Below are 24136 nucleotides of genomic sequence, written 5' to 3'. Positions count from 1 at the left end.
ATGAAATTTCGACGCGCATTGCAGCGCTATGGGCGAACGCCCGAACCCGAGACACCCTACCAACGAGCGGGCCAGCTTTGGGATGAGCGTATCGGCTCGGCTCGCGCACAGGCGAAGAACTGGCGGCTGATGGCCTTCGGCGGCCTGTTCCTGACCACTGGTCTGTCGGGCGCGCTGGTCTGGCAATCGATGCAAAGCCGCGTCGTGCCCTATGTGGTCGAGGTCGATGCACTCGGGCAAGCACAGGCCGTCGCGCCTGCCGCCAAGGACTATCGGCCGACCGATCCGCAGATCGCATGGTTCCTCGGCCGGTTCATCACCGGCGTTCGAGCGCGCTCGCTCGATCCGGTATTGATGCGTGAAAACTGGCTATCAGCCTATGATTTCGCGACCGAACGTGCGTCACTGTTCCTCGGCGAATATGCCCGCACCTCCAATCCGTTCGCCGATGTCGGGCGCAAGACGGTTTCGGTGCAGGTGACGAGCGTCGTCCGCGCGTCGGATACGAGCTTCCAGGTCAAATGGACCGAGCAGCAATATGAGCGGGGAAGCCTCGCCAGCACGTCACGCTGGACGGCGATGCTCACGGTGAAGATCAAGCCGCCGCGCTTGGCCGATGTGCTCCGAAAAAACCCGCTCGGTCTCTATGTTGACGCGATCGACTGGAGCCGCGAACTGGAAACGCCTCAGGACCGGCCGCCTTCGCCGCAACCATCGGCCGTGCCCGATCCCGCACAATCACTCCCGGTCGCGCCGCCCACCGACATTCCGCTGGGCTCGCCGCTCGATCCGACCCTTGCTCAACCCGCAGCCGCACCATCCCCCGAAAGGACCGACCAATGATCCGTGCCCTCATCCTGGCGGCGAGCGCGATGGCGCTTGCCATGGGCGTCGCTGCGCAGAGCCGCGAACCCGCGTCACCCACCGCGCGCGTCACTGCCGCCAACCGGGCGGCACTGCGCGAGCCGTCGAGCGCGGGATATATATATGCCGTCCAGGTCTATCCCTGGGCGGAAGGCGTGCTCTACCGGCTCTATGCCGCGCCCGAGCGCATCACCGACATTGCCTTGCAGCCGGGCGAAACGATTGTGTCCGTCGCCGCCGGCGACACCGTGCGCTGGACTGTCGGCGATACCACCAGCGGCATCGGCGAAAGCAAGCGCGTGCACATCCTCGTCAAGCCGTTTTCGGCGGGCCTACGCACAAACCTTGTCATTGCTACCGATCGCCGGACCTACCATCTCCAGCTCGAAAGCACGCCCGCGACCGCGATGGCGGCGATCTCCTGGACCTATCCACATGACGAGCTGATCGCGCTCCGGCGTCAGCGCGATGCAGCCGTGGCGGCGACGCCGATCGCGTCGGGCCTCTCGGTCGAAAGCCTCAACTTCAACTATGCGATCTCGGGCGACAAGCCGGCCTGGCGGCCGCTGCGCGCGTTCGACGATGGGCGGCAGACCTACATCGAGTTCTCGCCTGCGATCGCCGTGGGTGAGGCGCCCCCGCTGTTCGTGATTGGCGAGGATGGCGAGGCCCAGCTCGTCAACTATCGCGTCGCCGGCCGCTATTATGTGGTCGACCGCCTGTTCGGTGTCGCCGAGCTGCGCCTTGGCGGCAAGAAACAGCAGATTGTCCGTATCACCGCCGCCCAGCCGAAGAGCCGGCAGCGCAAGGCCGGGAGGGGCGCGTGACCGATCCAACCGCTTCTTCCGCGCCGATCGCGGCGCCCAAAGCCGACCCCGAAACGCTCGTTCTGCGCGCGGCGCCGGGCCGCGTCACCCGTTTTCGCCGCGGTGCGATCGTCGCCATCGCTGCCGCCGGCTCGACCGCGATCATCGGCGTCGCCTGGCTGGCGCTCAAGCCCGCGACCCTGAGCCTGATCGCACGAAGCGATGAAAAGCTGGTTGGCGCGAAGGCGCCGCCTGATGCGCTCGCGGGCGCGCCGACGAGCTATGGCGACGTGCCGAAGCTCGGGCTACCGCTTCCCGGTGATCTCGGGCGGCCGATCCTCGAGCGCCAGCGGCAGCTTGGCGGGATGGTTCCCCCTGACCCCGCTGCCGATGCGGTGAGCCGGGCCGCGCAGGAAGCCGAAGCCGAGCGCCAGCGCATCGCCGCTGAGCAGAAGGCCGCACGCGAGTCTGGCGTCATGCTGCAATTGGCGGGCGGCGGTCGCGCCGCCGCCCCTGCACCGGTGACTACCGATGCAAGTGTTCCGCCAGCATCGGCCGAGACTGCCAAGCCGCTCCTCGACCCTGACCGAGATCCTAACGCCCAGGGGCGCAAGAACGAATTGGTCGGCCACGCCAATCGCGACGACGACATCAATCCGCACGCGCTGGCGCAGTCCGTATCGCCTTGGACCTTGCAGGCCGGCAGCATCATTGCCGCGAGCCTCATAACCGGGCTCAACTCGGATCTTCCCGGGCTCGTCACCGCGCAGATCACGGAGAACGTCTATGACAGTGTGACCGGGCGCGGTCTGCTCATTCCGCAAGGATCGCGGCTGATCGGCAGCTACGACAGCGTTGTAGCGTTTGGGCAGAGCCGTGCGCTGGTCGTCTGGCAGCGGATTATCCTGCCCGACGGCTCGTCGATTCGTATCGACAATGTGCCGGCGACCGATACGCAGGGCTATGCGGGTCTGTCCGACCGGATCGACCGGCATACTTGGCAACTTCTGAAGGGCGTCGCCCTGTCGACACTGCTGGGCGTCGGCACTGAATTGAGCTTCGGCAGCACCGAAAGCGACCTTGTCCGGGCGATCCGCGAGTCAGCGCAGCAGAGCGGCGCGCGCGCCGGCGATCAGCTCGTCACGCGCAATCTCAATATCCAGCCGACCTTGCGCGTGCGTCCCGGCTGGCCGCTACGGGTGGTCGTGCACAAAGACATCATATTGCCCGGACCCTGGGGAGGCCGTCATGGCTGATTTGAAGCTGCCAAGGCTGCCCGATCGGACGCCGGCTAAGATCACGATCAACGTCATGCCGGATCTCATCGAAGCGCTGAACGACTACGCCGAGGCCTATGAGGCGGCCTACGGCCGACGCGAGTCCGTACCGGACCTCATTCCATTCATGCTTAGCGGCTTCCTGGCGAGCGACCGCTCGTTCAGCCGGGCACGTAAGAAATAGTCCGATGTCGGCCCGGCAGCCTGCAACGAATGGCGACGACGCGCCCCCGATTGGGCCGATAAGCGTTCGCATTCCCGACGCAGTACGGATGACGGGGCTCAGCAAATCCAAGATCTACCAGCTCATCGCTTCCGGCGACATCGAGGCAGCCAAGGTCGGCCGTGCAACCGTGGTGTTTGTCGATAGTCTGCGGTCCTTTCTGCGATCACACTGTAAACAGCCGCGTTCTCGGGCGTAGCAGGGATCGCGCATGTCGGCCTGTCGATATTTCGGCACGGCCTGTCGCGAAGGGGTAAAATTGGGGGTGGATTGAGCGGAATTATCGGCACGACGATCAAGAACGTTGTTATAAATCAGTATCTTATGTTTTTCGTGTGAATCCCTCCTCCGCTACCATCGCGAATCACGTTCAAACCTCGAATTTCCGGCAGTTTTCTGCCATTCATTGAGGTCGTTCCCATCGTGATATATGCCTGTCCAGAAGTGAGTTATTTCGATCATTGAAGTGGGCGGTCTGGCTGATCTCGATACGATAATTTCGGTTCTTCGCGATGAAGTCGGGCACCCACTCCCGCTCGTGATTTGAGAACACCAAGCGCTCAGCACCTTGGACGAGCTTCCGATTTATATCGACAACTTCGTGTCGGCTTAGGTTGCGTCGCGATTGCGTAAACTGCCTAAACCGGGCCATGGTGGTGAAGGCTATCCTCCGGGTAAGCAGCGTGCAGTCGCAGGAAATTTTCGACCGGCTGCGCGAGGCTGCCGGCACAATCTACGGGGCCGACGACCGTATCGCGATCGTCGCTGAATCTACATTGCTGACGATGCAGATGCGCCGGCTGGACGCAAAGGCAGGCCTGGCGGCGTTCGCCGATATCGAAGAGGCGCGCGGCTGGTTGCTGTCGGTCTAGGCGATCGTCACCGACACGCTGCCGAGCCGGTCGACGTCGAGCGTCACCCAATTGCCCGGGCCAAGCGCCTCGGCCGCGGTCGCGCCGCCCGCCATCACGATATCGCCTGCCTTCAGCGGTTCGCCTGCCGCCGCTGCCAGCCGCGCGGCGCGGACGAGCGAACGGATCGGATCGCCGAGAATCGCAGCACTCGATCCGGTCTGCTTCGCTTCCCCGTCGATCGCCATAGTGAAGCCGAGATCGGCAAGGTCGGCGAAGGGCGTCTGCCACGGTCCGACGACGAAGGCCGACGAACTGCTGTTGTCGGCGACGACGTCGGAGAGCGAAAAGCGGAAATTCTCGTAACGGCTGTCGATCAGTTCGAGGGCGGGCGCGATACCCGCGAGCGCGGCATGCGCCTCGGTCTCGCTGATCTCGCCCGGCAGGTCGGCGGCGAGCAGAAAGGCGATTTCGGGCTCGATGCGCGGATGGACGAAGCGGTCGAACGGCACCGCGCCGCCGTCCGCAAGCTGCATCGCGTCGGTGAGCCGGCCCCAGATCACCTCGCTGATCCCCATCTGCTCCATCTTGGCAAGGCTGGTGAAGCCCATCTTGACGCCAACGCGGCGTTCGCCGCGCGCGTAGCGCCGCGCGAGCGAGGCGGCCTGCACCTGATAGGCCTGATCAAGGCTGAGCGGCTCGCTGAGCTGCGGGACAGCGCGCGCGTCGCGCATCGCGGTGTCGAGCTGTTCGGCGATGGCGGCGATATTCATGCGTCAGTCTCCGTCAAATTCGGGGTCGCCGTGGCAGAGATAGTGCCACATGCGTTCGAAGAGTCCGCCCGCGCGGACGGCGCGCGCAGCGACCTCTTCGGGCGTATATGCGCGCGCCGTCCGGCCCGCCGCGATCGCGGGAAGCAGCGCGAGTTCGATCCGCGCCGCGTCCTCGAGAAAGAAGGCGAGCGCGGCGGCGTCCTCGATCGTCGGGCCGGCGGTGACGGCGCCGTTGCCCGAAAGGACGATCGCCGCGGCATCGCCCATCAACGCCGCGACCGCGCGCGCGCGGTCGTCGTCGCGGACGAGTGCGACGCCGGGCCAGAGCGGCGGTTGCGGCGCGAAATAGGCGCCAAGGCCGTGGCGGACGCGCGGCGTCTCGCCGAGCGCCGACAGCGCGATCACCGCGGGCGACTGAAAGCGGCAGATGCCACCGACCTCGGGTCGGTTTCGGTAGATTTCGCGGTGGATGCGAACCTCGGGCAATGCGCCGGGCGGCAGATCGCCGTCGAGCGAAACCTCGACCCCCGCCTGCCCGCGCGCGAGCGTGCCGAGCGGCTGCGCAGCGCTGACGAGGAAATGCGTCGCCGACAGCCGCGTCGAGACATGGCCATAGGCATGCGCGAGCCCGTGCCGCGCCATCGCGCGCGCCGCAAGCCGCACTTGCAGCGCCGGATCAGCCACGCGTCGTATCGAATTCGGGAATGTCGGGCTTCGATCCCCACATGCAGAAGCTCGACGGTTCGAACGGAAAGGAGCGCGGGACGTAAGTCTTTTCATCCTCCGCCGTGATCGAACGGACTCCGCAGCTATATTCGTAGATGATGTCGTCGGGCCCCTGGAAATAGAGGAAGCGCGCGCCCGAGGTCGGGTGGCGGCCGGGGCCGAAGACGATGCGGACGTTGCGCGCTTGCAGGAAATAGAAGCTGCGCATGATGTCGTCGACCTCGTCGACCTGGAAATTGACGTGCTGGATCCCGGCATAGCTCGACGGGAAGAGCGCGACATTGTGATGGACTTCGTTGATGCGGATCAGCGCCGCGTCGCCGATCCAGTCGCTGACCTTCGCGCCCATATGGCCGGTCCAGAACGCCTCGTCGGCGGGGGCGTTGGTAGTGCGAAGGCCGACATGGCTAAACGCGTTGATGCCGGCATCGCGCGTCCCGTAATAGCGGCGGCCGCAGGCGTTGGGCCGCGCGACGAGTTCGATCGTGTTGCCCGTCGGGTCGGTGACGATCACGAGCCCGCGCACGCGGCGCTGGTCGCGTTCGACGCTGGTGCCCGCGCGGAGGCGGACGCTCTCGGCCTCGAGCGCGGCGGCGGCGGCATCGAGCGCGTCCATGCTCGCGACCTCCCAGCCCGTCGCCTGACCGCTCTCGCGGCCGCGCGTATAGCAGATATTATGGTCGCGATCGTCGCCGCGGAGGTAGGCCGAATTGGCGTCGCGCTCCATCAGTTCGAGGCCCAGGATGTCAGTCGCGAACGCAATGCTCGTGTCGAGATCCTCGCAGCCGATGCGGACGTAGCGGATATCGTGAAGGTCGGCGCCCATCGTTCGTCAGCCCGTCGTCGGCCGCGCATAGTCGCGCGCCATATGACCCTTGCCGGTCTGGTCGCCGCGCTCGAAACCCCAGCTGTATCCGCCCTCGGGGTTCGAGAGGATTTCCCAGATATTGCCGTCGAGATCGGTCAGGTAGAAGCAATAGGTGCCGTGCTGGACCATCGGCTTGGTCACCTTCTGAATGCCCCATTTCTCCTGATCGCGTTTGACGATCTCCCACGCGGCATCGACTTCGGCGTCGGTCGCGACGTCGAGGCCGTTGTGGTTGAGGAAGGGCATGTCGGCCTTCTTGCCGGTCGGGCTCTTCACGACGACAATCACCTGATCGCCGCCCATGCGCGCCCAGAAGGAGACGTCGGCCATCTGCACCGTGTCGAAGCCGAGGAACTCCTCGAAAAAGGCGCGCGTCTTCGCGATGTCGAAACATTCGAGCGTCGCGTGCGAATAGAAGCGCGTCTTGAGCGCGCCTTTGCCCGCCGCTTTTGCTTCCGTTGCTGCCTCGGCCATTGTGCCTCTCCTCGCCTATAATTTGATGCAGATATTCGTCGGTTCCGAATAGAAGTTGATCGAATGCGCACCGCCCTCGCGGCCGATTCCCGACAGTTTGGCGCCGCCGAACGGGGTCCGCAGGTCGCGCAGGAACCAGCTGTTCACCCACGAAATGCCGACCTCCATCGCCGCGGCGACGCGGTGGCCGCGCGACAGGTCGCGGGTCCAGGTCGATGCGGCGAGGCCATAGGGCGAGTCATTGGCAAGACGGATCGCTTCTTCCTCGTTGTCGAAGGGAATGATCGCGGCGCAGGGGCCGAAGATTTCCTCGCGGCAGACGCGCGCGTCGTGGGACAGGCCGGTCCAGAGCGTCGGTTCGACGAAGAAGCCGTTCGCGGCCTCGCCATCGAGCGCGGGCACGCCGCCGCCGGTGACGACGGTCGCGCCCTCCTGTTCGGCGAGGTGGTAATAATCGAGCACTTTGCCCTGATGTTCGGCCGAGATCAGCGGGCCGAAATCGACCCCAAGGTCGTTCGGCAGGCCGGGTTTCAACGCTTCCGCCTTCGCCTTCATGCCCGCGACGAAGGCGTCCAGAACAGGGCGTTCGACATAGATGCGCTCGGGCGCGAGGCAGACTTGGCCGGTGTTGAGGAAAACCGCGCGCGACAGGCCCGCGACCGCGGCGTCGATATCGGCGTCGGCGAAGACGATCGCGGCATTCTTGCCGCCGAGTTCGAACGACAGCGCCTTCACATGCGGCGCGGCGCTCTTCATGATCGCGGCACCGGTCCGCGTCTCGCCGGTGAAGGTGATCGCGCGGACGCCGGGGTGCGATACGAGCAGCTCGCCCGCTGAATTCGGCCCGAAGCCGTGAACGGCATTATAGACGCCCTCGGGCACCCCGGCCTCGGCCATCACTTCGCCGAGCAGGGTGGCCGTCGACGGCGTTTCCTCGGACGGCTTGACGATCACGGCATTCCCGCAGGCGAGCGCGGGCGCGACCTTCCATGTCATCAGCAGCAACGGCAGGTTCCACGGGCTGATGACCCCGACGACGCCGAGCGGGCGGCGGACGGCATAGTTGATCGCCTTTCCGCCGTCGGGGGTGTCGAATTCGAAACTCTCGGTCGGCAGCGCCGCGATCACATCGGCGAAGACGCGGAAGTTTGCCGCGCCGCGCGGGATGTCAAGGTGGGAGGCAAGGCTGTGCGGCTTGCCGGTGTCGGCGATCTCGGCGGCGAGGAAGTCGTCGAAGCGGGCCTCGATGCCGTCGGCGACCTTCATCAGCAGCGAGCGGCGTTTCGCCAGCGTCAGCGATCCCCACGGTCCTTCGAGCGCGGCGCGCGCCGCCGCGACCGCCGCGTCGACGATCGCCGCGTCGGCCTCGTAAGCCGTCGCATGCTGACGACCCGTCGCGGGATCGACGACAGGGAAGGGGCGACCACCCTCGACAAAGCTGTTGCCGACAAAATTGCGCAGGTGGCGTATCGTCGGCCCGGTTTCGCCGATCCGTTCGGAGGTCGCCGCTTCGCTCATCAGACGCCCTTCGCGCCGGCGCCGGCGAAACGGAGGCTGTCGCGGACGCGGCTCGAGTCATATTCGGGCGCCAGAGCTGCGAGCAGTTCGAGCGCGGTGCGTGCAAGGTGGCGCGCCGCGAGTTCTCCCGCCTGCGCGGCATCGCCGTTCGCGATCGCCTGAAACAGCTCGCGATGCTCGGCTTCGCCACGCTGCCACCAGCCGGGCAGGTGCGCGCCCTTGTACGCCGACTGATAGCGTTCGCTGCGCTTTTCCAGCTGTTCGAGGTCGGCGATCATCGTCGATCCTGCCTCGGCGACGATGCTGCGGTGGAACTGGCGGTGCAGGCGCTGCCATTCGGCAAAGTCCTCATGTGCCATCGGGCTTTCGAGCGATTTCACCACCGTTTCGAGACTTCGCAGGCCTTCCTTGTCGAGCCGCTTGACGGTCATCGCAACGCCCAAGGCTTCGAGCACGATCCGTTTGGCGTAGAGCGCATCGATGTCGACAGGGTCGAACTCAACGACCCGGCTGCGGTAATTGGGCTCGCCGGTGAGCAGTCCGCCTTCCTGCAGCATCCGCATCGCTTCGCGCACCGGGGTGCGGCTCACCTGCAGCGCGTCGGCGATCGCGACCTGCGATATGATCGTCCCCGGCTTCAGCGTGCCGTCGAGGATATAGGATTGCAGCACGTCGTACACATCGATCGCGGTGCGACGGCCCGCGCCGTCGGCTTCGCGATCGATGGGTTTCAGTATCTCGGCAAGCGTTTGCGTCATGACGTTCCTCGGCGGCGACGGGATGCCCCCATCATATGATAGGCGTGACAAGTTCGCCAAGCGGGCCGATCTCCATGCGGATTTCGTCGCCGGGCTTCAAATATTCGGGCGGCTTGCGGCCATGGCCGACGCCGGCGGGGGTGCCCGTCGCGATGATGTCGCCGGGCTGCAGCGTCATGATCGACGACAGATGGCGGATGATGGCTTTGAGGCCATAGATCATCCGGCCCGTGTTGCTGTCCTGCTTGACCGTCCCGTTGACGGTCAGGCGGATCGGCAGGTCTTGCGGATCGGCGATGAAACGCGCGGGGACGAAATAGGGGCCGATCGGCGCGAAGCCGTCGTGCGCCTTGTGGCGAACCCAATCGACACCGATCGGGGGCCGCGATGCGAGCCAATCGCGCGCCGACAGGTCGTTGAAATTGATATAGCCGGCGACGTGCGACAGCGCGCCGTCTTCGCTCGCATGCTTGGTGGGGATACCGATCACCGCCGCGAGTTCGGCTTCCCAGTCCATCATCGCGACGCCCTTCGGCGCTTCGACACTGTCGCCGCTGGCGCAGATGGTGTTGTGCGTCGGCTTGACGAAGGCATAGGGATATTCAGGCGTCATCGGCACCGGCATTTCGGCGACATGGTCGTGATAATTGGCACCGATGCACATCAGCGCGCCGGGGCTGGCGAAGGGCAGGGCGAAGGTCGCGCCCGCGGCGTCGATCCCGCCCGCGAAAGCCGCACCGCCCGCATCGACCGCCGCGTCGATCCGTGCCGACGTCGCCGGCCAATCCGCGAGAAGCGGACTCAGATCGGTGCGCGCTTCGGTCTCGCCGAGCAGCGCATGCAGCGGCGCCATGCGGCCGCCCTGTTCGGCGACGGCGAGCGGCCCGTCGGCGGTACGGATAACGGCGAGGCGGTAGAGGCTCGTCATGTTTGTCCTTCCAGATCGGCCTTGCTGATAGTGCCGACGCCCCAATGGTCGGGCGCGACTTCGGTGATGATCACGCGCACCTGGTCCTCGCGCACGCCCAGCGCGCGCTGCGCGCCCTCGGCGAGCTCGCGGATCAGCGCGCGCTTCTGCTCGCGCGTGCGGCCGGCGAGGATCGAGGCGTTGATGATCGGCATCAGACGCGCTCCGCTGCGCCCGCAGCGACATGTTCGGGGGTGAAGACGCGCGCCATTTGCGCCGCCAGCTCGGGCTCGGCCATGTCGAACAGGGCGTTGTTGCCCTCGACCCACTGGAAGTCGTGCTTGACGTAGCGCATCTTCCAAACGCTGTCCTGGCGGACAAAGCCGCCGTCGTACCAGCCATGCTGGTTATAGATGGACGACCCCATGTCGGTCGCCTTCCAGTGGCGCGCGGTGAAATACCAAACCGCCGAGGCGGCATCGCCGTCGACGTCGACGTGAAAGTTGAAATAGCTGTGGTGGCGCCGCACCGGGGTCAGGATCAGGTCGGCGAAGCGCGTCCATTCGTCGGCGTCGACGAGGATGCGGGGCGACCCGGTCAGCCGCTCGAAATCGACGAGCAGCCTGTCGGTGAAGCAGCTGCGATAACCGGGCCAGTCGCCGAGATCGAGCGAGCGGCCGAAGCGCAGGATGACCTTCTTCACCGCTTCCTCGTCGAGCAGGCGGTGCATTTCCCTTTCGAGGTCCATCACAGCAGCTCCGGTTCGGGGGCGAGGCCGAGCGCGGCGCGCGCGGCGGGGATGTCGTCGATCCACCGATCCTTGTGGAGGTGCTCGCCCGACGACAGGTCGGCGAAGATCGCGGTCTGGTCGAGATAGGCGCGCTGCTCGACCAGCTCGCGGCCGTTGTGTCGCACGATGTCGCAGCAGGGGACGAGCACGACCCTGCCGTCGAGCCGCTCATATTCGATCAGCGCCTCGACATAGACGATGTCGCCAGCCTCGCGGACGCGCCAGATATTGTGGCGCAGCCGCCCGATCATCGTCCAGAAATGGTTGACGATCGTCCTGGCGTCGGCCTTGCCGATCACCGGCGGGCGGGCGCCGAAGATGAAGCGGTGATCCTCGCTCAGCATGTCGATGAAGCCGCCGATGTCCTTGCGGTCGACGGCGGCAAAGCGGTCCAGCACCCAGGCGTTCTTCATCGTCGTTCCTCCCTCACCAGGCCCGCACGCCGCCATCGACCGCGATGTCGGCGCCGGTGACGTAAGAGGCGTCGTCGCTCGCGAGGAAGGCGACGACGTTCGCGACCTCCTCGGGCTGGCCCATGCGGTTCATCATCGCGCGGCCGAGCTGGACGCGGCACCATTCGGGGTCTTCGAGGATGAAGCGCGTCTGGTTGGTCTCGATCGTGCCCGGCGACACGCTGTTCGCGCGGACGCCGTGCAGGCGGCCCTCCATCGCGAGGTGGCGCGTCATCGCGAGGACGCCGCCCTTCGCCGCCGCATGCGCGAGGCCCGGAAGCCGCTCGATCCCCGCCCACGCCGACAGCGAGGCGGTGTTGACGATATTGCCCTGACGCTTCTTGAGTTCCTCCCACGCCGCCTGCGTCATGTGGAAGACGATATCGAGTTCTTCGTTGAGCGTTTTGCTCCAGGTCGCGGCGTCCATGTCCTCGATCCACGCGAAATAGGCCATCGCACCGTTGTTGAAGAGCATGTCGACGCCGCCGAACGCCTCGACCGTCGCCGCGACGACGCGGTCGCATTGGGCGCGGTCGGTGAGGTTCGCGGGATGGACCGAGATCATCGTTCCGCCCGCCGCCTGCACCTGCGCCAGCGTCTCTTCGGCGCTTGCGGCGATCAGGTCGGTGCCGACGACATGCGCGCCCTCGGCGGCGAGGCGGAGGCACGCGGCGCGCCCGATGCTGCCGCCCGCGCCGGTGACGATGCAGGCCTTGCCCTTGAGGCGCGTGGCGATCGGATTCTCAGCCGGCATAGAGCGGCCCCAGGTCGATGTAGATCCACAGGCGGTCGAGCGTGCCGCCTGCGTCGCGGCGCAGATGGCTCGCGACCGGCATTGTCACCTCGCCGCCGTCGGGGCGGGTGTACGTGACCTGGCTACCCTGAAACGCCGTATCGCCATCGACGACGAGCTGCTCGCGGACGTGGCGCATGCCTTTGATCCCCGACCAGAATTCGGCGAAGGTCGCCTCGACCGCTTCGCGCCCCGCGATCGGCGGGACATTGGCAAGGCGAAGGTCGATGTCGGGCCCGAACCAGCTCATCAACAGCGGCAGATCGAGCCGGTCGGCGTCGCGGAAGAAGGCGCCCGCCCAGTCGTCATGGCTACGCGCGGGTCCCGTCATGCAAGCTCTCCGTCGCGCACCATCTGCCGCACGCGATTGAGCGTCGCGGCGACGGCGCCGGTGTATGCGCCGCGCATATTGTCGCCCTGTGCCTGTTCCTCGGCCGTGCCCTCGGCGATGCCCGGAAAGGTGATGCCGAAGGTGAAGGTCAGGAGCAGCCCATCGGCGCTCTCGATGATGACATTGTCGATCCAGCCGGTGCCGTCGAGCCGCTCGAACTGCACCTTCACCGGGGCGAACAGAGTGATCTTCTCGCGGTGCTGCGTGCCGCGAAAGGTGATCGTGCGGGTCAGCGTGTTGCCGCTGCGCTCGTCCACGTCGCACTGGGTCATGCCGTCGACGAAAGGCATGGCGTTTTCGGCCTTGAGCTCGAGGCCGCGCCACACCTGCTCGCGGGTCAGCGCCGGTTCGGCGCCGGGCGGATTGACCGGAATGGCGTGAGAGAGGGCGTACATGGGGGAGTCCTTTCAGATCGAGAGATAACCGCCGTCGACCGCGACCGCGGCCCCGTTCATGAACGATGCGGCGTCGGAGAGCAGCCAGGCGACGGCTTCGCCGATTTCCGACGGCTGGCCGAAACGGCCGATCGGGTGGCGCGCGCGGATGCGGTCGAACATGTCCGAAAAGGCCGGGTCGCCGGACAGGCGCGAAATCATCGGCGTCTCGACGATCCCCGGCAGCACAGCGTTCACGCGCACGCCTTTCGCTGCATAGTCGGCGCCCGCAGCGCGCGTCAGCCCGACGACGCCATGCTTGGCGGCGACATATTCGGATGCGCCCGGTATCGCGACCTGACCGAGCGACGAGGCGGTGTTGACGATCGAGCCGCCGCCCGACGCCAGCATCGCGCGCACCTGATATTTGATGCACAGGAACACTGCGGTCAGGTCGATCGCGATCGCGCGGTTCCATTCGTCGAGGGTCAGCTCGCCCAGCGGCTTGTTCTTCTGTTCGACGCCGGCATTGTTGAAGGCGCCGTCGAGGCGGCCGTAATGCGCGACCGCCTTGTCGACGAGCGCTTCGATCTCGGCCTCGCTTGCGAGGTCGGCGGCGACGAAGATGGCATCGCCACCTTCGCCGCGCACCGCCGCCGCCGCCGCTTCGCCCCCTTCGGCGGCGACGTCGGTCAGGACGAGCCGGGCCCCGGCCAGCGCGAGCACGAGGCTTGCGTCATGGCCGATCCCCCCGGCGGCGCCCGTAACGATGATGGTCTTTCCCTCGAGCGGCCGGGTCATGGTCAGAAATTGAACCCCGCGCGCAGACCATAGGTACGCGGCGGCGACATATAGGCGGTTGCCGGGCCGGGAATCCCCGCCGCCGCGGTCGCCGCGATCACCGCCTTGTTGGTGAGGTTCTTGCCCCAGATGCCGATGTGCCAGCGCTCATCCTCGCTGTACCAGGTCAGCGAGGCGTTGACCTTGGCATAGGGCGACTGGCGGACGCCCGGATTGTGGATGAAGTCGGCGAACCACTCGCTTTCGTAGCGGGCATCGGCGGCTGCGCGCAGATAGCCGCCGCCGAAATGGAAATCCTGGCTGAAGCCGCCGCCGATCGTCCAGTCGGCGGCATAAGGGCCCGCGAGACCGTTGTAATTCTGCCCGGAGGGCGTGATGAAATCCTTGTTCCGCGCATGGACGTAGCTCACCGACAGGTTGAGCTTCGTATCCGGATGCGGCTGGAACAGGATGTCGAGCTGGTTGCCCGGAATCTCGACCTTTCCGGCGTTGAATATCTCGTTGTAGAGCTTGCTTGCGTCATAGGCCTGGATCGCGAGATCGGTGTAGACGTAGAAGAAGGCCTCGTTGTTGATCTGCAGCCGGTTATCGAGGAAGCGCGCCTTGAAGCCGCCCGAAATGCCTTTCATCTTGCCCGTCTTGACCAGGTTGTTGCGGCCGGGCAGGTCGACGACTTCGTTGAAGGTGCCCGGCTGATAGCCCGTCTGATAGGTCGCATAGAGCATCACCCGGTCGGCCGCGTCATATTCGATCCCGGCCTTGTAGTCGAAGCGGCGGAAGGTCTTGTCAAACGTGTAGTGCGAGACCTGATCGTCGAGCGCGATCCCGCGCGCCTTCTTGTTGTCGATGCCGTAGCGGCCGCCGAGCGTGACGCGGAAGCGGTCGGTGACGCTGTAGGTCGCCTGACCGAAGATCGCGCCGCCCTTCATCACGTTGCTCTGCACGTTCGACGAGAAGAAGGGGAAGGGCGTGCCCGGGATGGCGGGGCCGTTCGGTCCGTTGGCGGTGCCAACGATGCCTTGGCCGATGCCCTTGTTGCGATAGGCGAAGAGGCCGACGAGCCATTTGAGGCGGTCGGTGTCGCCGGTCAGCCGCAGTTCGTTGCTGAGCATGCGGTATTTGTCGAGCTTGTAGGCGGGCAGCACGCCGAGCCAGTAGATCTCGGTCTCGGCGTCGAGATAGACATAGCCGGTGATGTTGGTCAGCGACACGGTGTCGCTGAGGTCGGCGTCGATCTGCAATCCCGTCGCATAATTTTCGTAATTCTGCGTCGACGGTGTCGGCTGGCCGAAGGGTGCAGTCTCTGCGAGCACGCCGGGACGGAGGTCGTCCCACGGGCGTTTGCGCAGGAAGGCCTTCTCGTCATAGACGAACTGCAAATTGCCGTTCACGTCGCGGACCGGATTGCCGCTGGCGTCGACGACGAGTCGCGAGCCCTTGTTCACCAGGTTCGACGTGTTGCCGTTCTTCTGAGTCGTATAGCCCCACCAATAGAGGCTGAAGCCGTCATTGGGTTCGTAGAGAAGGCCGACACGCGCCGAGAAATCGTCCTGCGAGTCCGACCCGGTTTCCATATAGCCGTCGCGGTTGGCGTAATCGAGCCCGATACGCAGCGCGAGCTGGTCCGACAGCTTGGCATTGCCGATGACAGTGCCGTGGATCAGGTCGTAATTGCCGCCCTCGACAGTGATCTGGCCGCTATTTTCGAACTCGGGCCGCTTGAAGGCGACGTTGACCGTGCCGCCGATCGCGCTGCGGCCGTACAGCGTGCCCTGCGGTCCCGGCAGCACCTCGAACCGTTCGATATCGAACAGCGGTACGCTCGTCGCTTCGCGCGGGATGTTCACGCCGTTGAAGTTGAACGAGACCGACGGCTCGACGTTGGCGAAGTCGAGGTTCGAGCCGATGCCGCGCAGGAACACCTGCGTCGTGTTGCCTTCCTGGTGGAAGCGCGCGCCGGGAACGATTTCCTGCGCCGAGCTCAGATCCTTGATGCCTGACGCCACGAGCAGATCGCCGCTCACTGCGGTCACCGCCGCTGGAGTACGCTGCAGGTTCTCGTCGCGTTTTTGCGCGGTGACGATGATTTCGGCGATCCCGCTACTGGCCTCAGTATCGGCCTCCTGCGCTGCTAGCGCCGCCGGTGTCGCTAAGGCGAACACGCTTGTCGAAAGACAAAGAATTCGACCACCAAGTGCCATTGTACCCTCCCGTCCCCTGCATGCGACTCGCTGGTTGCATGCTAGTGTTTCAGAAAGAATGCCTAGAACCAGATTTGCGCTCTGTCAAACACACTGGATACACTTTTTTGGGGTGTCAACCTCACGGTGCCGCGAATCTGCCATTTTTGCGCAGAATTTTCAGTGAAATGCGTGACTGATTGAAAAAATGAATACATAATGGGTGCGTCCAGCGGGCGGGAGTCGATATTTGCGAATGATCGCTATCGCTGTGGGATGCGGCCAACGGCGCGCTTTTTCGAAGTGACGCAAGCGTTCCCAAGCGTGAAAGAGCTTCCAGTCGCGAGTTTTGAAGTGATTGATTTCAGTAGAACACTGAGGTAATCCGCTTTGAACGGCGCAAATCTCCCGTTTTCGCCGCGAGGCGTGAAGGTACTCTGCGACATCACAATCCGCGTGTCGGGGGTTCGAGTCCCTCCTCCGCTGCCATTGGCCAAATTTCCAACATCGACCGCATTCTTTTCCGATAGAAGAATAGCAATTTTTCTAGCCTGGACCGGCATCGGCCGCGCCCGCTCGGGCTGGGGCGCCGCTATCGTCGGCGACTCCGACCAAGTGTTCGCGAAGCTGAACCGCAATCAGGACATGGGCATCGCAGCGTTCATCTTGTCGGGCTATTCCCACGCCGCCGAAGCCGACCTCTTCGCGCGCCACGTGCTGCCGAAGATGATGCACGAGCCGCTGGTGCTTTGATCTGAATGGATTCCCCGCCTCTACGTTAGACGTAGGAGAGGGAGGCGGGGCGAGCGAGATTAAGCAGCCTGCAGCTTGCCCGTCGGTGAACAACACTCGGTTGTAAGTCTAGGAGAACAGGATCGTTTGCCGACTGACCTCAGGGAGACGGTAAATGTTCTGGAGACGAAAACAACTTGACGACGACAGTACGGCGGAGCCCGCGCCTTCCTTCGAGGAAGCAAAAGAAACTACACGCCGCGCTGCCTTCTGAGCGTAGCAAGAAATGACAACCGACGAATCCTATAAGCAGCAAATCTCGCAGTTGTTCGGAACATACCGATCGACGGCAATAAGATTGGGTGCAAGAATGGGCTATTTCGAGCTGCAGGTTGATGCGATGATCGGCGATCTCTACGATGCCGATGTTCTGAAGATGCAAAACGCTTCCGATGACGAGTGTCGTAACTTCGCGGCGGAATCGGGCGAAGTAGTCAAGCGCTTCGTCGCAAAACTTTAGCGATCACTTCCCACAGGATTTGACGTTTTCGCCTCAACCCGCCCAGACCTGCGCATAAAGCATCGCCATCTCCTCCGCATCCGGCACCCGCGGGTTGTTCGCGGGCGACCCCGACGCCGCCGCCTGCGCGCACATCGTCGGGACCAGCGCCTCCCAGCGCGTCGCGTCGATGCCCCATGCCGCCGGTCCCGGCACCTCAAGCTCGCGGTTCAATGCCGCCAGCTCATCGAGCAACCGCGCGACCGCCGCCTGGTCGCCCTCGGCCTCGTCCGCCACGCCCATCGCCCTTGCGCAATCGCCATATCGATGCAGCGCCGCGGGCGCTGACCAGGCGGTCACCGCGGGCAGCAGCATCGCGTTCGACAGCCCGTGCGGGACATGGAAATGCGCCCCGATCGGCCGGCTCATCCCGTGCACCAGCGCGACCGAGCTGTTGGAGAAGGCGATTCCCGCCTGCGTCGCGCCCAGCATCATCGCCTCGCGCGCCGCGGCGTCCGTCGGGTCGCTGCACACGCGGCGCAGATTCGGCGCCAGTGCGCGCATCGCGAGCAAGGCCATGCCGTCGCTGAACGGGTTCGCGCGCTTCGACACATAGGCCTCGATCGCATGGACCAGCGAGTCGATCCCGGTGTCGGCGGTCAGCCGCTTGGGCTTGGTGAAGGTCAGTTCGTAATCGACGAGCGCCGCGACGGGCAGATAGGCGAGCCCCGGGCACAGCATCTTCTCGTCGGTCGTCTCGTCGGTGATGATCGTGAAGCGCGTCGCCTCCGACCCCGTGCCCGCGGTGGTCGGGATCGCGATCACCGGCAGCCCCGGCGCGTCCTGCACATGGGGCGCCTTGTAATCGGCCATTGCGCCGCCGAACCGACCGAGCAGCGCAATCGCCTTCGCGCTGTCGAGCGGGCTGCCGCCGCCAAAGCCGACGACGCAGTCGTGGTCGCCTTCCAGCAGATACGCCACGCCCGCATCGACCGACGCCACCGTGGGGTCGGGCACCGTCTCGGCGAACACCCGCGCCGCGATCCCTGCCGCCGTCAATCCATCGACCAGCTCGGCGACGCGCCGGCTGTTCACCAGATATCCGTCCGTCACGATCAGCGGCCGCGCCAGCCCGAGCGTCGCCAGCACCTCGGGCAACTCTTTCGACGCCCCGCCGCCGATGCGCAGGATGCGGGGCAGGGCGATGCTGGCGGTACTCAACGGGCGATCTCCTCGCCGCAACCCTAAGCGGCGATTCAGACGGCGACAATCCCGTCGAACAGCGCCGCGTCGGCCGATCCGGCGCGGTAGAAGACGGGCGGCTGCCCGAACGGCGCCGCGACGGTCACGTCCGCACCCCCGGCGTGGCTTTGCCCCGACCACACATGCACCCAGTCGGCACCCGCGGGCAGGTAGGTCGTCCACTCATCTTGACCCGCCGCGATGACCGGCGCGACGAGCAGGTCCGGCCCGCGCAGATACGACGTCTCGATCGCATAGGTTTTCGGATCGTCCTCGAAATGCAGGAACAAGGGTCGCTGCACGGGTAACCGCGTCTCCGAAGCCGCCTGCGACAGCCGCCGCCGATAGGGCGCCAGATGCGCGTAGATCCGCGTCATCCTGGCAAAATGCGCGAGCAAATCCGGATCGTCGTCATATTGCACATTCTGCCGCGACCGGTTGCCCTCGTGCGTGCGCATCATCGATGTGAACGCCGCCATCTCGGCCCAGCGCATCGCGAGTTCGGCGTCGCGGATGGTGTCGAACAGGCTGGTATAGCCGCCGCCATCGCTGTGATGATGCGCGGGCGGCAGCCAGGTGACTTTCAGCTAGCGCCCTGACCCAAAGCCGGGATATCGCCTCCGCCAAGCTGTTGTAGATCGGCCATCGTGTTGACGTTCAGGATCGGCGGGCTTTCGACTGCGTCGATGCCGGCGATCGCCGCCCAGTGGCGCACCGCGCGCGGGCCTTCCTCAGCAAGATGCTGTTCCAGCGCTTCGGCGAGCGCAACCGGCCACAGGCCGATGACGGGGCAGGCGGCCGCGTAGACAGGCTTTTCCGATTCGACGAACTGGCGTAGCAGGCTGGCGGGCACTTCGGGCGTATCGCAGGGTATCGACAGCAGATGCCGGCATCCGAACTCGCGCGCCGCGAACAGGGCGCCGGCGATACCGCCCAGCGGCCCGAAGCCGGAATGCGGACGATCAAGAACAGACGCATGATCCCGATGCCGGCGCCCGGAGACGAAAATTGTCTCGCAATAGGGGGTCAGCGCGTCGATCGACCAGTCGATGAGGGGCCGGCCGCGATACAGCGCCTCCGCCTTGTCGGCGCCGAAACGCTGCGACAGCCCGCCGGCGAGCACGACCCCGGTGATCATCAGTCGATCGTGCGCGCCAGTTCGCGGTTCAACCACAACGCAATCAGCGTGCCGACGGCGCCAGACAGCAGATAGCCGCCCGCCGCGAGCAGGCCGAATTCGCTCGACAGCCACAACGCGACCATCGGCGCAAAGCCCGCACCGAACAGCCAGGCAAGGTCGGTGGTGAGGGCCGATCCGGTATAACGATGGCGCGGCGAGAAATTCGACGACAGCGCCCCCGACGACTGGCCGAACGACAGCCCCAGGATGATGAAGCCGAGGATCATGAACACCGCTTCGCCCGTCTGGCCCGCAGCCAGGAGCTGCGGCGCAAAGCCGCTGAACGCGGCGATTGCGGCGGCGGTCGCTCCCAGCAGGGTTCGGCGGCCGATACGGTCGGCGAGATAGCCCGAGGCGATGATCGCGACGACTCCGACCATCGCGGCGACCGCTTCGATCATCAGGAAGCGCACCGGCGTCTCCTCGGTGAACAGGAACACCCACGACAGCGGGAAAACGGTCACCATATGGAACATCGCGAAGCTGGCGAGCGGCGCGAAGGCGCCCATGATGATCACGCGCCATTCGAGGCGCAGCGTCTCGGTCAGCGGTGCCGGTTCAAGCGCGCGGTTCTCGAACAATTCGGCATATTCGGGCGTCACCACGATGCGCAGGCGCGCGAACAGCGCGACGACGTTGATCGCGAAGGCGACGAAGAAGGGGTAGCGCCAGCCCCAGTCGAGGAAATCCTGCGCGGGCAGCGCGGCAATCAGGAACATGAAGAGCAGGCTGGCGACTATCAGGCCGAGCGGCGCGCCCAATTGCGGGATCATCGCATACCAGCCGCGCTTGCCCTCGGGCGCGTTGATCGCAAGCAGCGAGGCGAGCCCGTCCCAAGAACCGCCGAGCGCGACGCCCTGGCCCATGCGGAAGAGCGCGAGCAGCAGCGCCGCGCCGATGCCGGCCGACTCATAGCTCGGCAGGAAGGCGATCGCCGCGGTCGATCCGCCGAGCAGGAAGAGGGCGACCGTCAGCTTCGCGCCCCGGCCATAGGCACGGTCGACGGAGGAAAAGATCAGCGTGCCGACCGGCCGGGCGGCGAAGGCGAGGGCGAAAATGGCAAAGGACCAGAGGGTTCCCTGCAGTGGATCGAGATGCGGGAACACCAGTTTGGGGAACACCAGCACCGACGCGATCGCGTATACGAAAAAGTCGAAAAATTCGGACGTTCGCCCTATAATTACGCCGATTGCGATTTCGGCAGGCGCGATCGGATGGCCGTCGTCGTGCAAGGCGCGGGCGTCGCGTTCGGCGCGTTCAGCCTCGTTGTTCGGCGCGGTTTCGGCAGACATGGTGCGAGTCCTGCTTCTGACGCCGGCATCTGCGGCGCGAGTCGATCATAGGGCAAAACCGCCCTTTATGAAAATGCCCCTGCGCGATCGGGGGCGCCAAGTGGATTGGACAAAATGTCCTATGTGCACTGCAACAAAGGAGGCCTAGGCGCGCACCATGCCAACGAAGCTCTCCCCTTTAATGGCCCGAGTCCGGTGGATGCCGGTGCTGGGCGCGCTGCCGCTGCTCGCCGGTTGCGACCTGGTCGTGCTCGATCCGGCGGGCGATGTCGCGCGCCAGCAGGGCGACCTGATCGTGATTTCAACCGTGCTGATGCTGCTGATCATCGTGCCGGTCATGGCGTTGACGATCTTTTTCGCATGGCGCTATCGCGCCGCCAACAAGGAAGCGACCTACAAGCCCGACTGGGACCATTCGACGCAGCTCGAACTCGTCATCTGGTCGGCGCCGCTGCTGATCATCATCTGCCTGGGTGCGCTGACCTGGGTCGCGACGCATCTGCTCGATCCCTACCGCCCGCTCGCGCGCACCGGGCCGGGGCAGACGATCGCCGCCGACGTCCAGCCGCTCGAGGTCAATGTCGTCGCGCTCGATTGGAAATGGCTGTTCATCTATCCCGAGCAGGGCGTTGCGACGGTCAACGAACTGGCCGTACCGGTGAACCGTCCGCTGCGTTTTCGCATCTCGTCCGCTTCGGTCATGAACAGCTTCTATGTGCCGGCGCTCGCCGGCCAGATCTATGCGATGCCGGGCATGGAGACGAAGCTTCACGGCGTGTTCGACCGGACCGGCACCTATCAGGGCTTTTCGGCCAATTATTCGGGCGCGGGCTTTTCGAACATGCGCTTCAAGGTAAAGAGCCTCCCCGCGGGCGAATTCGACACATGGGTTGCCGAGGCGAAGGCTTCGGCGGGGGGCGACCTCGACCGCATGGCCTATCTGAAACTCGAAAAGCCGAGCGAAAAGGAGCCCGTGCGCCGGTTCGCCGCGGTCGATCCGCAGTTGTTCGACGCGGTCGTCAACATGTGCGTCGAGCCCGGCAAGATGTGCATGCACGACATGATGTCGATCGACACCAAGGGCGGGGCGGGCATCGCCGGCATCGGCAATGTCCGTGCGATCGCCTATGACAAATATGCCGCGCGCGGCAGCGCCGATATGGCGAAGTGGAGTATCCGCTATGTCGCGGCGCTGTGCAGTTCACCGGTCATGTCGAACGACCGCCCCGACGCCAAGCGCGTCAACCCCGCGCCGCTGAAGGGCGAGGGGTTGCCGTATCCGAACCAGGCGCCTGCGCGTACCGCGCTGAACGCCATCACCCCCCGTCCGATGTCCTGATCGCAGGCGAGACCAGCATGACCCCGCACCCCGCACCCGAAGCCGGCCCCTTCCTCGGCAAGCTGTCGTTCGACGCGCTGCCGTTTCACGAGCCGATCCTGATCGTCACCTTCGCCGTCGTCGTGCTCGGCGCGATCGGCGTCGTCGGCGCTATCACCAAATTCCGCTTGTGGGGTTATTTGTGGAACGACTGGTTCACGACCGTCGACCACAAGCGGATCGGGATCATGTATATGATCCTCGGCCTGATCATGTTCCTGCGCGGTTTTGCCGATGCGATCATGATGCGTTTGCAGCAGGTGTGGGCCTTCAACGGGTCCGAAGGCTATCTGAACGCGCATCACTACGACCAGATCTTCACCGCGCACGGCGTGATCATGATCTTCTTCGTCGCGATGCCGTTCATCACCGGCCTGATGAACTATATCGTACCGCTTCAGATCGGCGCGCGCGACGTCAGCTTTCCCTTCCTTAACAATTTCAGCTTCTGGATGACGGCCGCGGGCGCCGCGCTGACGATGATCTCGCTGTTCGTCGGCGAATATGCGCAGACCGGCTGGCTCGCCTATCCGCCGCTATCCGGCATCGCCTACAGTCCAAGCGTCGGGGTCGATTATTATATCTGGGGACTCCAGATAGCCGGGGTCGGCACGACCTTGTCGGGCATCAACCTGATCGTGACGATCCTGAAGTTGCGCGCGCCGGGCATGGGCCTGATGAAGATGCCGGTCTTCACCTGGACCAGCCTCTGCTCGAACATCCTGATCGTCGCGAGCTTCCCGATCCTGACCGCGACGCTGACCTTGCTCGCGCTCGACCGGTATGTCGGAACGAACTTCTTCACCAACGACTTCGGCGGCTCGCCGATGATGTATGTGAACCTGATCTGGATCTGGGGGCACCCTGAGGTCTATATCCTGATCCTGCCGCTGTTCGGCGTGTTCAGCGAAGTCACCTCGACCTTTTCGGGCAAGAAGCTCTTCGGCTACACGTCGATGGTCTATGCGACGGTGTGCATCACGATCCTGTCGTATCTCGTCTGGCTGCACCATTTCTTCACCATGGGGTCGGGCGCCAGCGTCAACAGCTTCTTCGGGATCACCACCATGGTGATCTCGATCCCGACCGGGGCCAAGCTGTTCAACTGGCTCTTCACCATGTACCGCGGCCGCATCCGTTTCGAGCTGCCGATGATGTGGACGATTGCCTTCATGCTGACCTTCGTCGTCGGCGGCATGACCGGCGTGCTGCTCGCGGTGCCGCCCGCCGACTTCGTGCTGCACAATTCGCTGTTCCTGATCGCGCACTTCCACAATGTGATCATCGGCGGCGTGCTGTTTGGCCTGTTTGCCGCGATCAACTATTGGTGGCCGAAGGCGTTCGGGTTCAAGCTCGACGTCTTCTGGGGCAAGATCAGCTTCTGGTGCTGGGTCGTCGGCTTCTGGCTCGCCTTCATGCCGCTCTATGTCCTCGGCTTGATGGGCGTCACCCGCCGCATGCGCGTGTTCGACGATCCGAGCCTGCAAATATGGTTCGCGATCGCCGCCCTTGGCGCGCTCGTGATCGCCGCCGGCATCGGCGCGATGCTCGTCCAATTCGCGGTCAGCATCTGGAAGCGCAAGGAGCTGATCGACGAAAGCGGCGATCCGTGGAACGGCCGCACGCTCGAATGGGCGACCAGCTCGCCGCCGCCCGATTACAACTTCGCCTTCACGCCGGTGATCCACGATCTCGACGCGTGGTACGACATGAAGAAGCGCAACCACGACCGCCCGGTCGCGGGCTTTCGCGATATCCATATGCCGAGCAACACCGGCACGGGGATCATCCTGTCGGGGTTCTGCCTGGTGATGGGCTTCGCGCTCGTCTGGCATATCTGGTGGCTTGCCGCGCTGTCGTTCGCGGCGGCGATCTTCGGCGCGATCTGGCACACCTTCAACTACAAGCGCGATTTCCACATCCCCGCCGCGACGGTGATCGAGGTCGAAAGCGCGCGCACCCGCCAACTGGCGGCCGGAGCCTGATG

At 64.9% G+C, this 24136-nt stretch carries 28 protein-coding genes and 1 pseudogene; 10 read left to right on the top strand and 19 right to left on the bottom strand.

Features of this window, described 5'->3' with window-relative positions; all coding sequences use genetic code 11:
- From trbF to ATE67_RS10560, 6 genes are all read left to right on the top strand, one after another.
- Window positions 1-843 carry a conjugal transfer protein TrbF gene (trbF, locus tag ATE67_RS10580; protein ID WP_026108910.1) on the top strand — a complete coding sequence of 281 codons (843 nt, stop codon included), beginning with the start codon at window positions 1-3 and terminating at the stop codon, window positions 841-843.
- Window positions 840-1691, top strand: coding sequence for a P-type conjugative transfer protein TrbG (gene trbG / locus ATE67_RS10575; RefSeq protein WP_006635655.1), 852 nt, complete (start codon window positions 840-842; stop codon window positions 1689-1691). Before trbF ends, trbG begins: the two co-directional genes overlap by 4 nt.
- Window positions 1688-2926, top strand: a complete 1239-nt coding sequence (locus tag ATE67_RS10570) for a TrbI/VirB10 family protein (protein ID WP_017499929.1) — start codon at window positions 1688-1690, stop codon at window positions 2924-2926. The genes trbG and ATE67_RS10570 overlap by 4 nt, the downstream gene beginning before the upstream one ends.
- Complete coding sequence (locus tag ATE67_RS10565) at window positions 2919-3131, top strand: DUF2274 domain-containing protein (protein ID WP_017499928.1); 213 nt, start codon at window positions 2919-2921, stop codon at window positions 3129-3131. The genes ATE67_RS10570 and ATE67_RS10565 overlap by 8 nt, the downstream gene beginning before the upstream one ends.
- Before the next feature lie 4 nt (window positions 3132-3135).
- Window positions 3136-3369 (top strand): helix-turn-helix domain-containing protein, encoded by a 234-nt coding sequence (locus ATE67_RS22010; RefSeq protein ID WP_051035681.1) that lies wholly within the window; start codon window positions 3136-3138, stop codon window positions 3367-3369.
- A 451-nt stretch (window positions 3370-3820) separates the two neighbouring features.
- Window positions 3821-4042 (top strand): hypothetical protein, encoded by a 222-nt coding sequence (locus ATE67_RS10560; RefSeq protein ID WP_058816668.1) that lies wholly within the window; start codon window positions 3821-3823, stop codon window positions 4040-4042.
- On the opposite strand, the gene ATE67_RS10555 is transcribed toward ATE67_RS10560, so the two are convergent.
- The 15 genes from ATE67_RS10555 to ATE67_RS10485 are packed head-to-tail and all read right to left on the bottom strand — an operon-like array spanning window position 4039 to window position 15808.
- On the bottom strand, window positions 4039-4794 hold the full coding sequence (locus ATE67_RS10555) for a 2-keto-4-pentenoate hydratase (RefSeq protein ID WP_058816667.1): 756 nt from the start codon (window positions 4792-4794) through the stop codon (window positions 4039-4041). The two genes, ATE67_RS10560 and ATE67_RS10555, sit on opposite strands and share 4 nt — an antisense overlap.
- Before the next feature lie 3 nt (window positions 4795-4797).
- Window positions 4798-5478 carry a class II aldolase/adducin family protein gene (locus tag ATE67_RS10550; RefSeq protein WP_197411925.1) on the bottom strand — a complete coding sequence of 227 codons (681 nt, stop codon included), beginning with the start codon at window positions 5476-5478 and terminating at the stop codon, window positions 4798-4800.
- Window positions 5471-6346, bottom strand: a complete 876-nt coding sequence (locus ATE67_RS10545) for a VOC family protein (protein WP_058816666.1) — start codon at window positions 6344-6346, stop codon at window positions 5471-5473. Before ATE67_RS10545 ends, ATE67_RS10550 begins: the two co-directional genes overlap by 8 nt.
- 6 nt (window positions 6347-6352) lie before the next feature.
- Complete coding sequence (locus ATE67_RS10540) at window positions 6353-6862, bottom strand: VOC family protein (protein ID WP_058816665.1); 510 nt, start codon at window positions 6860-6862, stop codon at window positions 6353-6355.
- Between the two features lie 15 nt (window positions 6863-6877).
- Window positions 6878-8380 carry a 2-hydroxymuconic semialdehyde dehydrogenase gene (locus ATE67_RS10535; RefSeq protein ID WP_156416985.1) on the bottom strand — a complete coding sequence of 501 codons (1503 nt, stop codon included), beginning with the start codon at window positions 8378-8380 and terminating at the stop codon, window positions 6878-6880.
- Window positions 8380-9138 (bottom strand): GntR family transcriptional regulator, encoded by a 759-nt coding sequence (locus ATE67_RS10530; RefSeq protein WP_058816664.1) that lies wholly within the window; start codon window positions 9136-9138, stop codon window positions 8380-8382. The genes ATE67_RS10535 and ATE67_RS10530 overlap by 1 nt, the downstream gene beginning before the upstream one ends.
- Window positions 9139-9169: 31 nt before the next feature.
- The gene (locus tag ATE67_RS10525; protein WP_058816663.1) at window positions 9170-10066 is read right to left on the bottom strand and encodes a fumarylacetoacetate hydrolase family protein; all 897 of its coding nucleotides are present in this window, start codon (window positions 10064-10066) and stop codon (window positions 9170-9172) included.
- Window positions 10063-10260, bottom strand: coding sequence for a tautomerase family protein (locus ATE67_RS10520; RefSeq protein ID WP_058816662.1), 198 nt, complete (start codon window positions 10258-10260; stop codon window positions 10063-10065). The genes ATE67_RS10525 and ATE67_RS10520 overlap by 4 nt, the downstream gene beginning before the upstream one ends.
- Complete coding sequence (locus ATE67_RS10515) at window positions 10260-10793, bottom strand: nuclear transport factor 2 family protein (protein ID WP_058816661.1); 534 nt, start codon at window positions 10791-10793, stop codon at window positions 10260-10262. The genes ATE67_RS10520 and ATE67_RS10515 overlap by 1 nt, the downstream gene beginning before the upstream one ends.
- Window positions 10793-11248, bottom strand: coding sequence for a nuclear transport factor 2 family protein (locus ATE67_RS10510; RefSeq protein WP_058816660.1), 456 nt, complete (start codon window positions 11246-11248; stop codon window positions 10793-10795). Before ATE67_RS10510 ends, ATE67_RS10515 begins: the two co-directional genes overlap by 1 nt.
- A 13-nt stretch (window positions 11249-11261) precedes the next feature.
- Entirely contained in the window at window positions 11262-12041 is a 780-nt protein-coding gene (locus ATE67_RS10505) for an SDR family NAD(P)-dependent oxidoreductase (RefSeq protein ID WP_058816659.1), read from the bottom strand.
- Entirely contained in the window at window positions 12031-12411 is a 381-nt protein-coding gene (locus ATE67_RS10500) for a nuclear transport factor 2 family protein (RefSeq protein WP_058816658.1), read from the bottom strand. The genes ATE67_RS10505 and ATE67_RS10500 overlap by 11 nt, the downstream gene beginning before the upstream one ends.
- Entirely contained in the window at window positions 12408-12866 is a 459-nt protein-coding gene (locus tag ATE67_RS10495; protein ID WP_058816657.1) for an SRPBCC family protein, read from the bottom strand. The genes ATE67_RS10500 and ATE67_RS10495 overlap by 4 nt, the downstream gene beginning before the upstream one ends.
- 12 nt (window positions 12867-12878) lie before the next feature.
- Complete coding sequence (locus tag ATE67_RS10490; RefSeq protein WP_058816656.1) at window positions 12879-13646, bottom strand: SDR family NAD(P)-dependent oxidoreductase; 768 nt, start codon at window positions 13644-13646, stop codon at window positions 12879-12881.
- A gap of 2 nt (window positions 13647-13648) precedes the next feature.
- Window positions 13649-15808 carry a TonB-dependent receptor gene (locus tag ATE67_RS10485; protein ID WP_058816655.1) on the bottom strand — a complete coding sequence of 720 codons (2160 nt, stop codon included), beginning with the start codon at window positions 15806-15808 and terminating at the stop codon, window positions 13649-13651.
- 570 nt (window positions 15809-16378) lie between these two features.
- On the opposite strand from ATE67_RS10485, the pseudogene ATE67_RS21025 reads away from it, so the two are divergent.
- Window positions 16379-16579 (top strand): annotated as a pseudogene (locus ATE67_RS21025) (LLM class flavin-dependent oxidoreductase); the annotation flags it as partial.
- A 265-nt stretch (window positions 16580-16844) separates the two neighbouring features.
- Window positions 16845-17078 (top strand): hypothetical protein, encoded by a 234-nt coding sequence (locus tag ATE67_RS21395; protein ID WP_156416984.1) that lies wholly within the window; start codon window positions 16845-16847, stop codon window positions 17076-17078.
- Window positions 17079-17111: 33 nt separating this feature from the next.
- Here the strand turns inward: ATE67_RS21395 and ATE67_RS10480 are convergent, their stop codons facing one another.
- Genes ATE67_RS10480 through ATE67_RS10465 form a run of 4 tightly spaced genes read right to left on the bottom strand, consistent with a single transcriptional unit; the run spans window position 17112 to window position 20771 of the window.
- On the bottom strand, window positions 17112-18278 hold the full coding sequence (locus ATE67_RS10480) for an iron-containing alcohol dehydrogenase (RefSeq protein WP_058816654.1): 1167 nt from the start codon (window positions 18276-18278) through the stop codon (window positions 17112-17114).
- A 35-nt stretch (window positions 18279-18313) separates the two neighbouring features.
- Window positions 18314-18871, bottom strand: coding sequence for a TIM-barrel domain-containing protein (locus ATE67_RS10475; RefSeq protein ID WP_269433451.1), 558 nt, complete (start codon window positions 18869-18871; stop codon window positions 18314-18316).
- A gap of 11 nt (window positions 18872-18882) precedes the next feature.
- Window positions 18883-19422 carry a molybdenum cofactor guanylyltransferase gene (gene mobA, locus ATE67_RS10470; RefSeq protein WP_197411924.1) on the bottom strand — a complete coding sequence of 180 codons (540 nt, stop codon included), beginning with the start codon at window positions 19420-19422 and terminating at the stop codon, window positions 18883-18885.
- A 14-nt stretch (window positions 19423-19436) separates the two neighbouring features.
- Window positions 19437-20771, bottom strand: a complete 1335-nt coding sequence (locus ATE67_RS10465; RefSeq protein ID WP_058816651.1) for an MFS transporter — start codon at window positions 20769-20771, stop codon at window positions 19437-19439.
- 199 nt (window positions 20772-20970) lie between these two features.
- Between ATE67_RS10465 and cyoA the strand changes: the two genes are divergently transcribed.
- On the top strand, window positions 20971-22110 hold the full coding sequence (gene cyoA / locus ATE67_RS10460; protein WP_197411923.1) for a ubiquinol oxidase subunit II: 1140 nt from the start codon (window positions 20971-20973) through the stop codon (window positions 22108-22110).
- A gap of 17 nt (window positions 22111-22127) precedes the next feature.
- Window positions 22128-24134, top strand: coding sequence for a cytochrome o ubiquinol oxidase subunit I (gene cyoB, locus ATE67_RS10455; RefSeq protein ID WP_058816649.1), 2007 nt, complete (start codon window positions 22128-22130; stop codon window positions 24132-24134).
- Window positions 24135-24136: the final 2 nt, after the last annotated feature.

It is taken from the genome of Sphingopyxis sp. H050 (genome assembly GCF_001468265.1).
Classification (GTDB): Bacteria; Pseudomonadota; Alphaproteobacteria; order Sphingomonadales; family Sphingomonadaceae; genus Sphingopyxis.
This window is presented reverse-complemented; position numbering and strand designations above follow the sequence as displayed.

Coding starts and splice junctions, on each gene's coding strand:
- ATE67_RS22010 (WP_051035681.1), top strand. CDS start 3,136: ATGTCGGCCCGGCAGCCTGCAACGAATGGCGACGACGCGCCCCCGATT.
- ATE67_RS10540 (WP_058816665.1), bottom strand. CDS start 6,862: ATGGCCGAGGCAGCAACGGAAGCAAAAGCGGCGGGCAAAGGCGCGCTC.
- ATE67_RS10535 (WP_156416985.1), bottom strand. CDS start 8,380: ATGAGCGAAGCGGCGACCTCCGAACGGATCGGCGAAACCGGGCCGACG.
- trbG (WP_006635655.1), top strand. CDS start 840: ATGATCCGTGCCCTCATCCTGGCGGCGAGCGCGATGGCGCTTGCCATG.
- ATE67_RS10525 (WP_058816663.1), bottom strand. CDS start 10,066: ATGACGAGCCTCTACCGCCTCGCCGTTATCCGTACCGCCGACGGGCCG.
- ATE67_RS10510 (WP_058816660.1), bottom strand. CDS start 11,248: ATGAAGAACGCCTGGGTGCTGGACCGCTTTGCCGCCGTCGACCGCAAG.
- cyoB (WP_058816649.1), top strand. CDS start 22,128: ATGACCCCGCACCCCGCACCCGAAGCCGGCCCCTTCCTCGGCAAGCTG.
- ATE67_RS10555 (WP_058816667.1), bottom strand. CDS start 4,794: ATGAATATCGCCGCCATCGCCGAACAGCTCGACACCGCGATGCGCGAC.
- ATE67_RS10565 (WP_017499928.1), top strand. CDS start 2,919: ATGGCTGATTTGAAGCTGCCAAGGCTGCCCGATCGGACGCCGGCTAAG.
- ATE67_RS10545 (WP_058816666.1), bottom strand. CDS start 6,346: ATGGGCGCCGACCTTCACGATATCCGCTACGTCCGCATCGGCTGCGAG.
- ATE67_RS10500 (WP_058816658.1), bottom strand. CDS start 12,411: ATGACGGGACCCGCGCGTAGCCATGACGACTGGGCGGGCGCCTTCTTC.
- ATE67_RS10560 (WP_058816668.1), top strand. CDS start 3,821: ATGGTGGTGAAGGCTATCCTCCGGGTAAGCAGCGTGCAGTCGCAGGAA.
- ATE67_RS10515 (WP_058816661.1), bottom strand. CDS start 10,793: ATGGACCTCGAAAGGGAAATGCACCGCCTGCTCGACGAGGAAGCGGTG.
- ATE67_RS21395 (WP_156416984.1), top strand. CDS start 16,845: ATGACAACCGACGAATCCTATAAGCAGCAAATCTCGCAGTTGTTCGGA.
- trbF (WP_026108910.1), top strand. CDS start 1: ATGAAATTTCGACGCGCATTGCAGCGCTATGGGCGAACGCCCGAACCC.
- ATE67_RS10495 (WP_058816657.1), bottom strand. CDS start 12,866: ATGTACGCCCTCTCTCACGCCATTCCGGTCAATCCGCCCGGCGCCGAA.
- ATE67_RS10490 (WP_058816656.1), bottom strand. CDS start 13,646: ATGACCCGGCCGCTCGAGGGAAAGACCATCATCGTTACGGGCGCCGCC.
- ATE67_RS10505 (WP_058816659.1), bottom strand. CDS start 12,041: ATGCCGGCTGAGAATCCGATCGCCACGCGCCTCAAGGGCAAGGCCTGC.
- cyoA (WP_197411923.1), top strand. CDS start 20,971: ATGCCGGTGCTGGGCGCGCTGCCGCTGCTCGCCGGTTGCGACCTGGTC.
- ATE67_RS10465 (WP_058816651.1), bottom strand. CDS start 20,771: ATGTCTGCCGAAACCGCGCCGAACAACGAGGCTGAACGCGCCGAACGC.
- ATE67_RS10520 (WP_058816662.1), bottom strand. CDS start 10,260: ATGCCGATCATCAACGCCTCGATCCTCGCCGGCCGCACGCGCGAGCAG.
- ATE67_RS10530 (WP_058816664.1), bottom strand. CDS start 9,138: ATGACGCAAACGCTTGCCGAGATACTGAAACCCATCGATCGCGAAGCC.